General features: G+C 42.7%; 11 protein-coding genes. 7 read left to right on the forward strand and 4 right to left on the reverse strand.

Annotation, left to right across the window (positions count from 1 at the left end; all coding sequences use genetic code 11):
• Nucleotides 1-65 precede the first annotated feature (65 nt).
• The gene (locus E2491_RS11330) at nucleotides 66-716 is read right to left on the reverse strand and encodes a YigZ family protein (protein ID WP_134375764.1); all 651 of its coding nucleotides are present in this window, start codon (nucleotides 714-716) and stop codon (nucleotides 66-68) included.
• 333 nt (nucleotides 717-1,049) lie between these two features.
• Here E2491_RS11330 and E2491_RS11335 point away from each other — a divergent pair, with 333 nt between their 5' ends.
• Genes E2491_RS11335 through E2491_RS11345 form a run of 3 tightly spaced genes read left to right on the forward strand, consistent with a single transcriptional unit; the run spans nucleotide 1,050 to nucleotide 3,222 of the window.
• The gene (locus tag E2491_RS11335) at nucleotides 1,050-2,189 is read left to right on the forward strand and encodes a sensor histidine kinase (protein WP_166805860.1); all 1,140 of its coding nucleotides are present in this window, start codon (nucleotides 1,050-1,052) and stop codon (nucleotides 2,187-2,189) included.
• A 20-nt stretch (nucleotides 2,190-2,209) separates the two neighbouring features.
• Nucleotides 2,210-2,884 carry a response regulator gene (locus tag E2491_RS11340; protein WP_134375765.1) on the forward strand — a complete coding sequence of 225 codons (675 nt, stop codon included), beginning with the start codon at nucleotides 2,210-2,212 and terminating at the stop codon, nucleotides 2,882-2,884.
• A 41-nt stretch (nucleotides 2,885-2,925) separates the two neighbouring features.
• Nucleotides 2,926-3,222 carry a hypothetical protein gene (locus tag E2491_RS11345; RefSeq protein WP_134375766.1) on the forward strand — a complete coding sequence of 99 codons (297 nt, stop codon included), beginning with the start codon at nucleotides 2,926-2,928 and terminating at the stop codon, nucleotides 3,220-3,222.
• Between the two features lie 11 nt (nucleotides 3,223-3,233).
• Here the strand turns inward: E2491_RS11345 and treR are convergent, their stop codons facing one another.
• Entirely contained in the window at nucleotides 3,234-3,953 is a 720-nt protein-coding gene (gene treR, locus E2491_RS11350) for a trehalose operon repressor (RefSeq protein WP_134375767.1), read from the reverse strand.
• 101 nt (nucleotides 3,954-4,054) lie between these two features.
• Here treR and E2491_RS11355 point away from each other — a divergent pair, with 101 nt between their 5' ends.
• A complete protein-coding gene (locus tag E2491_RS11355) occupies nucleotides 4,055-4,639 on the forward strand; it encodes a nuclear transport factor 2 family protein (protein WP_134375768.1) in 585 nt (194 codons plus the stop codon).
• A 135-nt stretch (nucleotides 4,640-4,774) separates the two neighbouring features.
• Here E2491_RS11355 and treC read toward each other — a convergent pair whose 3' ends face one another.
• On the reverse strand, nucleotides 4,775-6,460 hold the full coding sequence (gene treC, locus E2491_RS11360; RefSeq protein ID WP_134375769.1) for an alpha,alpha-phosphotrehalase: 1,686 nt from the start codon (nucleotides 6,458-6,460) through the stop codon (nucleotides 4,775-4,777).
• A gap of 231 nt (nucleotides 6,461-6,691) precedes the next feature.
• Nucleotides 6,692-8,128 (reverse strand): PTS system trehalose-specific EIIBC component, encoded by a 1,437-nt coding sequence (gene treP, locus E2491_RS11365; protein WP_134375770.1) that lies wholly within the window; start codon nucleotides 8,126-8,128, stop codon nucleotides 6,692-6,694.
• Nucleotides 8,129-8,574: 446 nt separating this feature from the next.
• Here treP and E2491_RS11370 point away from each other — a divergent pair, with 446 nt between their 5' ends.
• The 3 genes from E2491_RS11370 to E2491_RS11380 are packed head-to-tail and all read left to right on the forward strand — an operon-like array spanning nucleotide 8,575 to nucleotide 13,090.
• Nucleotides 8,575-9,528 (forward strand): ATP-binding protein, encoded by a 954-nt coding sequence (locus E2491_RS11370; protein ID WP_134375771.1) that lies wholly within the window; start codon nucleotides 8,575-8,577, stop codon nucleotides 9,526-9,528.
• Between the two features lie 18 nt (nucleotides 9,529-9,546).
• Nucleotides 9,547-10,923 carry a HAMP domain-containing protein gene (locus E2491_RS11375; RefSeq protein WP_134375772.1) on the forward strand — a complete coding sequence of 459 codons (1,377 nt, stop codon included), beginning with the start codon at nucleotides 9,547-9,549 and terminating at the stop codon, nucleotides 10,921-10,923.
• Between the two features lie 40 nt (nucleotides 10,924-10,963).
• Entirely contained in the window at nucleotides 10,964-13,090 is a 2,127-nt protein-coding gene (locus E2491_RS11380) for a FapA family protein (protein WP_134375773.1), read from the forward strand.

Here is a 13,090-nt window from a genome sequence, read left to right on the forward strand (position 1 = left end):
CCATTTTACTATCATACTGTACTTTAAAGCAGTAATAAACCCAAAAACAATCAACAATTTTGTTACTATTCTGTTTCATTCACATTGAGGTTATGATCCAGATAAACAGATTCTCCAATTGAAATGTCACTTTGACCATTCGTCATCTCCGTCATCCATTCGACAAATTCCTCCACGTCACCCTCTTCAACATAGGCATCGACGGCTACTGCTTCGAGGTAACGGATCTCTTTTAATGGATACTTTGATGAACGGACTTCATTTTCCACTTTTCCGAGCCAGGTGTAATCAATATTGGTTGTGACAACACGGTTTAACGATCTTTCCACGACTCCTGCAGCTGACAAGCCTTCTGTAACAGCTTTACCGTAAGCGCGAATTAAACCGCCTCCTCCGAGTTTGATTCCCCCAAAATAACGGGTGACAACAACCGTTGTATCTTTTAATTCCCGCTTTTTCAGAACTTCAAGCATCGGAACACCCGCTGTACCGGATGGTTCGCCATCATCATTCGCTTTTTGGATCTGGTCGTGCTCACCGATCATATAAGCAGAGCAGTTATGGTTAGCCGTTGGATGGAGTTTTTTTATCTTTTGTATAAACGCCTGTGCGTCTTCCTCTGATTCAGTTCTTTCCAGATACGTAATAAAGCGTGACTTTTGAATGGTGATCTCACTTTCGCTGTATCCGCTAACGGTTAAATACTTTTTTAGCATTTGTGTCATAACTCCTTAATTCGTGACCTTTTATTACGCCATTATAACAAGAAATAGAGGTGTTCGTCATTTTTTGCAATGATGAAACAAAGGTGAAATGTCATATGCGTCAATTGTAATGCAACTTTAATATCGCGACAAAATGATGATGTTATAATGAATAAGGTCTCACTCATGAGGTGAGGCTTATATAAATATATTGAAATAACAAAAAGAACACCTATTTTCGACATGTGGTGGTGCGAAAGTTTATTCTTCACAATACTTTCAATTTTACAGGTTTAACAGTATAATTTTTTGTAAAGATATGATAATGAGGAAGGAGTCTGGCATGTGTCCGCAAACAGTATAGATACCCAAATGCTTGATACGATTCTGGGTAAAATGATCGAGACTGTGGACCGTAGTAAGTCAGAAATTTTTGAGATAGGTGAACAAACCAGGAGCGATTACGATCTGCTGGTCAACGAACTTGCATTGATCCGTGAAAAAATAACCAACGTTATTTATATTGGAGACGATCTGGAGCGGCGATCCCGCTTTGCCAGAAAACGTCTGGCAGAGGTAAGTCACCACTTTAAAGATTTTTCTGAAGAACAGGTCCGACAGGCGTACGAAACGGCGCACGACCTCCAGATGAAACTCTCTGTTAACCGACAAGAAGAAAAACAGCTGAGAGAACGAAGAGATGATCTTGAGCGCCGATTACTGGGCATGGTCGAAACCATTGAACGTGCAGAGAATCTTGTCACCCAGATTACCGTTGTTTTAACCTATTTGAACAGTGATTTAAAACAGGTGGGGGCAGCTTTACAGGATGCCAAACAGAAACAGGAATTCGGGATGCAGATTATTGAAGCACAGGAAGAAGAACGTAAACGACTTTCCCGGGAAATACATGACGGGCCTGCCCAGATGATGGCGAACGTACTGATGCGTTCAGACCTCATTGAACGGGTGTATAAAGAAAAAGGCGCTGATCAAGCGATTGCCGAGATTAAAAGTCTCAAAAAAAATGTTCGGGCTGCTTTATCCGAGGTGCGAAGAATCATCTATGACCTGCGTCCAATGGCATTGGATGACCTTGGTCTGATTCCTACCCTCAGAAAGTACCTGAGTTCTATCGAAGAATATAGCAATGGTACTAAATTGACCTTCACACAGGTTGGGGAGGATTCCAGACTGGATGCTAAGTATGAGGTTTCCCTCTTCCGGTTAATCCAGGAATCCGTTCAAAATGCGATTAAGCATGCTGAAGCAAAAGAAGTAGCGGTCAAAGTTGAAATCCGCCGCGACTCGATTACAGCTGTTATTAAAGATGATGGCAAAGGCTTTGATCCAACCGAAAAGAAACAGGGCTCCTTTGGTCTTGTCGGTATGAAGGAACGGGTAGAACTTATTGCAGGAAAACTGACAGTTAATTCAAACGCAGGAAAAGGCACCACCATTATCATCCAGGTGCCATTACAGTAAAGATTGAGGGGGAACCAACCATGACTAAAATTCTAATTGTTGATGATCACCAGCTATTCCGCGAAGGCGTAAAACGCATTCTTGATTTCGAAGAAACATTTGAAATTGTTGGTGAAGGTGAAGACGGTTCACAGGTCATCGAGCTTTATGAAGAATACAACCCTGATGTTGTATTAATGGATATTAACATGCCGGAAGTAAACGGTGTAGAAGCAACAGCGAAGTTAACAGACCGTTACTCAGACGCAAAAGTCATCATCCTGTCCATTCATGATGATGAAAACTATGTATCCCATGCACTTAAATCAGGTGCTTTAGGTTATATGCTGAAGGAAATGGATTCAGAAGCACTGATTGATGCCATTAAAACCGTTGCAGAAGGTGGGTCTTATCTTCACCCGAAAGTAACCGTAAACCTTGTCAATGAATTCCGCCGCCTTGCCGAAGCTGAATTCACAGGTAACTTCCAGCAGGTAGAAGTACGCCGTCCACTTCACCTTCTTACTAAGCGTGAGTGCGAAGTGCTGCAGATGCTTGCAGATGGTAAAAGTAACCGCGGAATTGGAGAAGGGCTTTATATCTCTGAGAAGACAGTTAAGAACCACGTAAGTAATATTCTTCAGAAAATGAATGTAAACGACCGTACTCAGGCTGTTGTAACAGCAATCAAGAACGGCTGGGTAGAGGTACGATAATTTAAAAACCGCCTGAGGGCGGTTTTTTATTTTGGGGTTGGATGGAGGAATGGAGAGTTGTCGTAAGAGGTGACATTTATGTCGATCGCACACTTTTTTCTGTTACTAGCCGCTCTGTTATTGTCGATCCTGATTCCAGTAAAGGCGGAATGGTTGTAACGGCCTGTATTTCTGTCAATCGCGAGCCGTTTTCTGTTGATAGCGGCAGCAAATACGACGTAATGCTGGTCCGGTTTGTCGTAAGGACTCTTGTGTGCTCGCGTGTCAATCAAATGGTCATTCAAATAACAAAAAACCGCCATTTCAGCGGTTTTTTTAAATGTAAAGTAGATTTATAATTGCCGTTATATTATTTCCTACGCCTTGCAAAATCAACGAATTTAAATTTATCGAGGCGGTGTCGTGATTCTGTATATTGGAAGATGGTTGTGTCCTCAAGGTGCACGAAGTTTCTTACGAGCACGATATGACTGTAGCCGTTCAAATCAAGCAGTGCCCGATCTTCGTCTGTTGCCGGTTCAACTGTGATTTCCTTTTTTGCGTAAGAAATACTTAACCCCAATTTACCTTCTAGATAGGAGTAAATAGAATCTGCGCAGATTTCTTCTGTTAAAGAAGGGACATGGGACTGAAGGATCCAGTCTTTATCGAGGATCACGCGTTCTCCCTGAACGGTTCGTGTTCGTGTGACTTCCCATACAAGTGACTGACTTGGAGACTCGAGCTGCTGTGAAAGCCACTCTGATGTCTCGTTCAGTGCCAGATGATGAACCGTTGTCTGGATATCGCGCCCAAGTGATTCCTGAATTTCTTTAAAGCTGACAAGTCCGGTAACCGGGAACGTCATTTTACTAATATCGAGTACGAGAGAGCCTTTACCCTGCATTTTTTGTATGAATCCGTTTTGAGATAATAGTGTAAGCGCTTTCCTTATTGTCTCGCGGGAAGTGTCAAAACGCTCACACAGTTCATGTTCTGATGGTAGAAGTGAGTTAGGTTTGAATACTCCGTTTTCTATCTCATTTGAGAGTTCTTGAAAAATGTTCATATATTTATTTGTTGTTGCCATTTATATCACCCTTATTTATTGTATCATATGATAGTGGGCTTTATTAGGTAAATGTAAGGGAATTTCCTTTAATTTTCATAGCAGAGAGGACGGTTTATTTTATGAAAACATCATGGAAAACACTGCTGGGTTCCGGTCTGCTTGTATTGGCTCTGGCAGGATGCAGTGAAGATAGTGAAGAACAAAATGCTAATTCCGTGGCAGATGGACAGACGGGCCAGGGGGCAGGTCAGGAAACGCACTCCGGTGAGGGAGGCATCGAATCTGAAACAGGCATTACACTTGATTCTGAAGGCAATGTCCGGGAAGCAGAAGATGTACCTGCCGAGGTTGAAGAAGAAGTGAACGCCGTGTTTGATCAATATATAGAAACCTTTAACAATGAGGATCTGGAAGGATACCTTGACCTTCTTTTATATAGCGATGATTATTATAACGAAGAAGAAGAGCGAACAGCTGTGGGAGATGTATTTCAGCAATTCGATGTAAACCGCACTGTTGTTGAGAAAACGATCAGCGGATATGAAGACGGCGTTGCAGAAATGTTTGCAAACCTCGAGCTGACTACGATTGACCCGTCGTCAGGCACAGAGGTTACGCGAGGCGGACGTCAGGTGACGATTTTGCGCGAAACAGACGAAGGCTGGAAAATCGCGTCGATTCAATTTATTGCTTCTCCGGAATGAATGGGGAATGAACATATTTCCTGGGAAATGATGACTTGTTTTGCAGAAGTTTAAGTGCTCAAGGTTAAATAATATAAATTTACAATAAAGGCAGTGCAACTCGTTTTGAGTTGCACTGCCTTTTAAGTTAATGAATTACTTTTTAAAATGAAAAACAATCGATTCATAAGCACGCAGCGGATATTGCTTGGCGTCACCTTTAACGTCATCATAGTTATGAATCAATACGTCAGGCTTGCCAAAACTGATAAGTCGCTCTGCCACCTCTTCAGGTAATGTAAAATCGACTGAGTGAGCATAGAAATTATTTACGATTAACAGCATTTCATTTTCCGTATTGCGCGTGTAGGCAAAGATAGAAGGATCATCAGCCAGCAGCAGCTCGTAGTTTCCGTCTGTTAAAATATCAATCTCTTTTCTCAGACGAATCAGTTTTTGATAGTGATAGAAGACGGACTCAGGATTATTAACCGCTGCTTCTGCATTAATATCAGTATAGTTTTTCGCAACAGGGATCCACGGTGTTCCGTTTGTAAAGCCGGCATTTTCAGTCGCATCCCACTGAACAGGTGTACGTGAGTTATCGCGTGATTTATGGCGCAGAATTTCGAGAATCTCTGATTCATTGCGACCCTCTTCTTTAAGAATGTTATAAATATTTAGCGACTCTACGTCCCGATATTCATCGATTGTGGTGAATTTAGGATTAGTCATACCGAACTCTTCACCCTGATAAATATACGGTGTACCCTGCATCATGTGGATCACGGTTGCAAGCATTTTGGCTGATTCGTTGTGATACTCTCCGTCATTTCCGTAGCGGGAAACAACACGTGGCTGATCATGGTTACACCAGAATAGCGCGTTCCAGCCTCCACCTTCATTCATTCCCACCTGCCAGGTTGACAGAATATCCTTCAGTTGCAGGAAGTCAGCGTCTGCGACGGTCCACTTTTCACCGTTTGGATAATCCACTTTTAAGTGGTGAAAGTTAAACGTCATGCTGAGTTCCTGACGCTCAGGATTTGAATATTTGATACAGTGATCGATGGAGGTTGAGGACATTTCACCAACCGTCAGAAGGTCATGTTTTGAAAACACTTCCCGGTTCATTTCGTGCATGTATTCATGAACTTTTGGACCATCTGTATAGAAGCGCCTGCCGTCACCATCACCTGTTTCATCAGGAAAGTCCTGATTTTTTGAAATGAGGTTGATGACATCCAGCCTGAATCCGTCTACGCCTTTTTCTGCCCAGAAGTTCATCATGTCGTAAATTTTACGGCGAACTCGATCATTCTCCCAGTTGAGATCTGCCTGCGTGACATCAAACAGGTGAAGGTAGTATTGACCGGATGCTTCATCAAATTGCCACGCGTTTCCTCCGAATTTAGAGATCCAATTAGTCGGCTCGCTGCCATCAGGTTTTCCATCTTTCCAAATATAAAAATCACGGTACTCGCTGTCTTTTGATTTGCGCGATTCCACGAACCACTCATGTTCCGTTGATGTATGATTGACGACAATGTCCATAATGATTTTGATTCCCCGGCTATGGGCTTCGCTCAGCATACGATCGAAATCCTCCATCGATCCGTATTCATCGTGGATGGAGAAATAGTCACTGATATCATAGCCATTATCACGCTGCGGAGATTTGTATGGGGGAGTCAGCCACAGAACATCGACTCCGAGTTCTTTTAAGTAATCAAGTTTTTCGGTGATGCCGTTTAAGTCGCCGACGCCATTACCGGTTGTGTCGTTGAAGCTTTTCGGGTAGATTTGATAAACGACTGCTTTTTTCCACCATGGTTGTGTCATGTTGAGTCACTCCTTAGTTTGTTTATTAAAACCGTGCCGGGAAATGGTTCGCTTTCCGCGGTCGCGCGATGAGCCTGCTGTGCTGCGCGCAGTCAGTCTCGTCTGTCGTTTCCCTGCCGCAATAGTTTTGCCATTCTCCGGACACCGAAAGTTTTACTGTCAAATCAATAATCAATAATCAATCACCTAAAAATAAAGCGCCCGCATCAGATGCGAACGCTTATGGACTTTTTACTCCAGTTCACCTTTTTTGATGAACATTGTATAGAGGAGAGTCAGTACGAATGGTACGACGATGACGATTGCCATACCGATTCCAAAGATCGCCCAGAACTCTGCCTGAATGGAGATGATTCCAGGGACACCACCGACACCGATTGAGTTAGCAAGAACAAAGTTAGCGCCAAGCAGTGTACCTGCAATGGCTGAACCAATCAGTGCGCAGATGAATGGAAACTTGTATCGTAAGTTAACACCGAACAACGCAGGCTCTGTAACGCCAAGCCATGCTGAGATACCGGATGAGCTGGCCAGTCCGCGAAGTTTTTCGTCCTTACGCTTCATTAAGAAGGTAGCTGCGAAAATGGCAAATGCTGCAGATCCCTGTGCGATATTTGACAGTGCAAGGATTGGCCACAGGAATGTCCCGCCCTGATCTGAAATCAGCTGAAGATCGACTGGAAGGAATGTGTGGTGCATACCTGTGATAACAAGTACTGCATAGAATCCTCCGTAAATGAATCCTCCAAGCCATCCAAGGTTTTCAAACATCCAGATAACAGCTCCTGTTACCGCCGTACCTGCTGCGAATGTTAATGGTCCAATGACAATGAATGCTGCAAAACCGGTAATCAGAATCGATACAGGTGCCACAACAAGTAATTTAATGGAGTCATGAACGCGCTTATCAAGAAATTTCTCAATGAGTGCGTATAAATAGGCTGCCACTAAAACAGGCAAAACTTGTCCCTGATAACCGATGGATTCAACAGTTAATCCGAATAAATTCCATGTTGGCACGTTGCCTTCTTCAAGTGCTGCCGGATAATCGTAAGCACTTAAGAGCGCGGGGTGCACAAGGACAAGACCAAGTACGATCCCCATCAATGGATTTCCGCCAAAGCGTTTAACGGCTGACCATCCTATTAGTGCGGGCAGGAAGGTAAATGCCGCGCTGGCTATGACGTTGATGACTTCTGCAATATCGGCCCATTGTGGATATGTCACAATTAATGGATCGGGACCGAAAAGGTTCTCTGCTGTTAATACGTTGTTTAATCCGAGTAATAAACCGGCTGTTACGATAGCAGGAAGAATCGGAATAAAAATATCAGCAAGCAGTTTCACTAGACGTTGCAGCGGGTTCATTTTCTTTGCGGCTGCGTTTTTAACATCATCCTTGGATACTTCCTGAATGCCTGTTTCTTCAGCCAACACTTTATAAACTTTATCAACAAGACCCTGACCAATCACGACCTGAAACTGTCCACTGTTTGAGAAAGATCCTTTAACAAGATCAATGGACTCGAGTTTTTTCTTGTCGACCTTGCTTTCATCATGAAGAACAAAGCGGAGTCTGGTGACACAGTGTGTAGCTGTATCGATGTTTTCCTGTCCGCCGATTGCTTCAACAATCTGACGTACCTGTTCACGATTTACATCGCTCATATTTTAACCTCCCGTAAACGTTTTCAAATTCATGGCGAATTCCCTGTATCCTATATTCCCTGTATAAGAGAAATTACTCCGGGAAACAGCGCTTTCATATTGCTCCTTCATCCTATTACGTGTATATACAAGTTGTCAATGATTCGGCTTATGCCGACAATCGTCATATTATTTCGACATCCGGATATATTGGATATTTTTTGAAATAATTTGTTATTTATGTTTGCTTTAATGATGCTAAAGAATTAAAATGAAATCACGATATAGTACTTTTGTTTTATTTGAAAGAAAGGATTCTTCATGTGTCACAAAATCTGCGTATTTTGTGAACGTTTTTTAACATGATATAGGATTATTTAGCCCGGAAAATCGTCCAGTAAAAGAGTGTTCGGATGAGAACATGTTGCTTTTTGCCAATGGATTCTGAATTTTGGGAGTGAATCGAAATGAATTGGCTGTCATTTAGCGTAATTCGGAAGTTAAGACAGAGTATTTTTCCGTTTTCACCATCCGAACAGTCTGTTGATCACCTTCTTTACAGGATAAAGGCCGGGTTTTTAGCCATGCAATGTGGTAAAAAGCTTGGGAGCACAAAACAGCAGCAGGACGAGCTGTTTTATGATGCGCTTGTGCAATCACCCGACAGCCTGCTGCAATCAAAGGATCCATTGTACTCCGCAGTTGCACAAATGATTGAGTGGGAAAGCGCAGAGGTGGATCTTCCGGAAAAAATCTCAAATTATCACGTGCCGGACGATTTAAAAAAAGCCATGCTTGATGTTTATTTTGAAACGAAGCATGAGCTGTTCCCTTCCGGAAAACCCGGGGTAAGTGTCACGAGTGTACCGGATTCCTGGGAGATATACCGTGATGTTATTTATGCAGCAACCCAGGAGAAGCTGCTTCTGATTCGTAAGGAAGAGATTGAGTTCTATAAAACTGGAGAAGTGCTTTTAGAGTATATGATCCGCAAAAGATCAGATATTGCAGATGTGAGAAATATGGCGCGGCAGTGCTTTGAGGACAGGGGTTATTCCAAATCTGTCATGATGAGCTGTCTTCTCGCTCTTTCAGAAGCACTGACAAATGTATTCAAGCATGCAAAACATGGCAGTATGAAGCTTGTTGAGGATGATCATCTGTCTCTTCATTTTATAATTGAAGATCAAGGTCCTGGTATTGCTTTGGAAAATCTGCCTAAAGCGACACTTCTGAATGGATTTTCAACTGGGAAGTCACTTGGTCAGGGTTTTAACGTGATGTTGAAGGTAGCTTCTAAATTACGTCTTTATACAGATAATCAGGGAACGTCCTTAATTATTTCATTTGATCAGCCGATGGATAAAGAAAAGGATTCGGACCGGCAGAATGATCAATACTCTGCCTTGCCCCATTATTAGGTTCAGGAGGGATAGAGGATGAATAAATATACACCATTGAGAAAACAATTCCTCTATTGGACGTTCGGTGCTGTAGTGATTGTAGCAGTTATATCATTCAGTATTCAGCTCGTTATGATCAACCAGCAAGTGGAAAAAAACACAGAACTATATGCTGATTTTGTTTCCCAGGAGTTCTTATCAAGACTTGAACAGTCTGAAAAAGTGGCTGGTTCCATGAATCAGCAGCTGGATCGGACCTTGGACGTTACAGCCCAGCTTATTTATACGGAAATTGATCGGATCGGATTTAATAGTCTGACTGAAGATTCTGCAAATGAATTATTAAATGATTTCAATCTGGAGCAGATTGAGGTCATAGACAATGTGAGCGGAGACTCTCTCGTCTTCAATTCAGATCAGTCCACGCCTGCAATGTTATCTTCAATTGGCGGTGAGTCCGCTGATAAAGTTAATTACAGCAATGGAGCGTTACACATCTATCTAACACCTGTGATGGAAGACCGCCTTCTAATAGAAGAAATTACGGGAACTGATTCCGTCATTGATGAGATGAAAGATAGCATTCCGGTGTTGAAGGAGGCAGCTGTTTTTTCAAGAGGAACGGATGGAGACTGGTTACTGATCTCAGGTTCAGTCACAACGTTAAAGCATAGTGGCCTGAATCGACTTGGTTCAACATCAGCAGAAACAGGAGATATGTATCATCGCGTTTTTCTCTCAAAAGATGAATCGACAGCTGTTTACTTTTCACTGGATCGATCCTCTATTTATTTGCCTGTATATAGAAATGCACTCATTTTTCTTGCTTTACGTTTATTAACGATTACCCTGTTTGTGTTTTTGATCATCAGGTTTTTTAACAAAATATCCTCGATGATCCAGGAGCTGATTAATCAGGTTTCGAAATTGGAAGGTGGGGATTTGACTGCGAGAAGTTCCCTTAGGGACAAAGGAGAACTTGGCAGACTGTCTCTCAGTCTGAATCGCATGTCGAGCCGCTGGAATAAGATGATGTCGGCAGCCGGCAACTATACACTTCAGACTCAGCGGATGTCTGTCCTGCTGGAGAAGGAAACCGTTTACTCTGCAGACCGCCTGTCAGAGATCACGGTGGAAACCGCGCTGATCAATCGTCATGAAAAAGAGGAGGCTTTATTACTTTTACAGGACGCAGAAAATTTTATCAAAATGTACGCCCCTTCTCAAAATCAGTCGAATTATCTGCAGAAGGTTAAATCGATTAAACAGCTTGTGGAATCAAAATCAACGGCTGCTGCAGAGGCAGCAATAACAGTCAATAACACCCTGAAATCACTGCATCATCAGGCAGAGGAGCTCGCAGATACGTCACAGGAAATGCTCGAACTCATTGATACTTTCAGGGTGGAATGACAATAGACGCTATTTAATTTGATACAGGCAGGTGACAATCATGCAAAGTGTTGTAGCCAAGGGGAAAAGTATACAGGAAGCAGTTCAGATTGGCATAGATCTGATGGAAGTCACTAAAAAAGAAGTCAATATAGAAATTCTCCAGGCCCCATCAAAAGGATTTATGAAGATTGGATCAAAAGAAGCGATAGTAAGACTGACCAAACTCGAAACGGCTGTTACAGCTGAAAAAGCCACACAGGTTCAACAGGATCAGGTGCAAATGATCCCGCCTGAAAAAGAGTTGCACACTGCATCAGACGACTGGTTCAGTAAAGCAGAATCATTTGTTGAGGAACTGGATATCGATAAGATTGAAATCCAACAGCCTGAGATGAAAAAAACACCGGATCATTCAAGTGAGGAACTGCTCCTTAAAAATGGTTCAGTCTGGGTGAAGGACGGAAAATTGATGATGCAGCCAGGAACTGAGAAGCTTCCTGTCGTATCCATGACAAAAGGCATTCGTCTTTTCAGGAATCACGAACTAGTTGAAGAACCTGTAATCATTCTTTCACCTAAGGATGATTACAGGCTTGAAGCCTTTGACGAGGAGAAAGAAACAGAATGGTCTCTTGAAGTGACACAGGATAAGCTGAAAGCTTTTTTACATGTGAATCCCGGGTACACGATTAAAAGAACCATTGATGATTTAGAGCCGCTTCCGCAGCTGACGCTGACCTGCACAGAAGAAAAGACGATAAAACAGACTTTAACAGAGCCCATGATTAAAGAAGCAATGCAGGAAAGGTCTATCCTTCAAAATATTGATCGGATTGAATTGTTAAGAGCGCTGCGAAATGAAGAACCTTCTGATTACACGATCGCAAGAGGTGTAGCACCGGTTGAAGGAAAAGATGGATGGCTGGAGTTAAAGGTGGATACGGATGTAAAAGAGGGATTAAAAGAAGGTGAACACGGTAAAGTGAATTTCAGGGAAACGAAAGTGTTTCCGATGATTGACACAGGTGAAATTATCGCGTTAGTTCATCCCCCTGAAGAAGGGTCAGCCGGCTATTCTGTATATAGTGAATCTCTCCCGCCCAAGCCTGTTTTTCCGATTGTGTTAAGGCTTGGAAAAGGAGTGAAATTAATCGGCGACCATGTCGTAGCGAAGGAATTCGGAAGGCCTCATATTGAATCCAAGGGTCAGCTGATTAAGATCTCGATCATGCCTAAGCTGCTACATAATGGGGATGTAAATCTCTCATCCGGTAATATCTCCTTCTTAGGGGATATTGAAATTACGGGTGAAATAGATACAGGTATGAAGGTCGAAGCCCAGGGGAACCTTGTGATTGGAAAGAATATTCAGGGATCGGTTTGCACGGCGACGGGATCCATTACGGTGACCGGAAACATCACAGCCTCTGATGTGTCTGCAGGAAAGAATAATATGATTACTTCAAAGCTGGCGATGCTTACAGGAGCCTTAAAACAGGACATTGACAGGATTATCGCGGTCATCATTCAACTGATTAATTCACCGAGTTTTAAGACCACCGACTTTCCCAAAGGCGGTCTACAGCCGCTTGTCAGAATCTTGCTGGAAAAGAAATTTAATGATTTTATACCGCGGGCTAAGCTTTATGTACAGCTTGTCAGGGAAGGCAGAGCCAAGCTGGATGACGAACGCTGGAAAGAAACGGCTGAACAAATCTCTAATTTATTTCTTACACTGTCAACCAAAGCTGTTTCCATAGAAGTATTTACACATTTATCTCATCATCTCGGAGCGTTACATGAAGAGTCAGAGATGTTTGATGAATCAAGATCGACGATTGAGTGTACGAACGTACTGAACAGCCGGATTCATGCCGGTGGAGATCTTTATATCAGCGGTCAAAGCTGTATTCACTCCCGTATCCATTCCGGTGGATTTATGACGATTAACGGTTCGTTAAGAGGCGGTGAGGCCTACGCTGAAAAAGGAATGTATATTGGTGAAACAGGTGCTGAAAGCGGAACACCAACCAATCTTGCAGTCCCGTCGGGTGCGGTCATTAAAATTGCAAACGCACTTGAAGGGACCATTCTCCGTATCGGAAATCGGAAAATTGTTTTGACACAGGATTATTCCGGTTTGAAAGCCAGGCTGAATGCCAAAGGAATGATTGAGCTTCGCTGA

Origin of the sequence: Jeotgalibacillus sp. R-1-5s-1 (genome assembly GCF_004405105.1) — a bacterium.
GTDB lineage: Bacteria > Bacillota > Bacilli > Bacillales > Jeotgalibacillaceae > Jeotgalibacillus.

Bases quoted from the DNA above. Each gene is read 5' to 3' on its own strand.
- E2491_RS11340 (WP_134375765.1), top strand. From the start codon at position 2,210: ATGACTAAAATTCTAATTGTTGATGATCACCAGCTATTCCGCGAAGGC.
- E2491_RS11330 (WP_134375764.1), bottom strand. From the start codon at position 716: ATGCTAAAAAAGTATTTAACCGTTAGCGGATACAGCGAAAGTGAGATC.
- E2491_RS11345 (WP_134375766.1), top strand. From the start codon at position 2,926: ATGGAGGAATGGAGAGTTGTCGTAAGAGGTGACATTTATGTCGATCGC.
- E2491_RS11355 (WP_134375768.1), top strand. From the start codon at position 4,055: ATGAAAACATCATGGAAAACACTGCTGGGTTCCGGTCTGCTTGTATTG.
- E2491_RS11370 (WP_134375771.1), top strand. From the start codon at position 8,575: ATGAATTGGCTGTCATTTAGCGTAATTCGGAAGTTAAGACAGAGTATT.
- treC (WP_134375769.1), bottom strand. From the start codon at position 6,460: ATGACACAACCATGGTGGAAAAAAGCAGTCGTTTATCAAATCTACCCG.
- E2491_RS11380 (WP_134375773.1), top strand. From the start codon at position 10,964: ATGCAAAGTGTTGTAGCCAAGGGGAAAAGTATACAGGAAGCAGTTCAG.
- E2491_RS11375 (WP_134375772.1), top strand. From the start codon at position 9,547: ATGAATAAATATACACCATTGAGAAAACAATTCCTCTATTGGACGTTC.
- treP (WP_134375770.1), bottom strand. From the start codon at position 8,128: ATGAGCGATGTAAATCGTGAACAGGTACGTCAGATTGTTGAAGCAATC.
- treR (WP_134375767.1), bottom strand. From the start codon at position 3,953: ATGGCAACAACAAATAAATATATGAACATTTTTCAAGAACTCTCAAAT.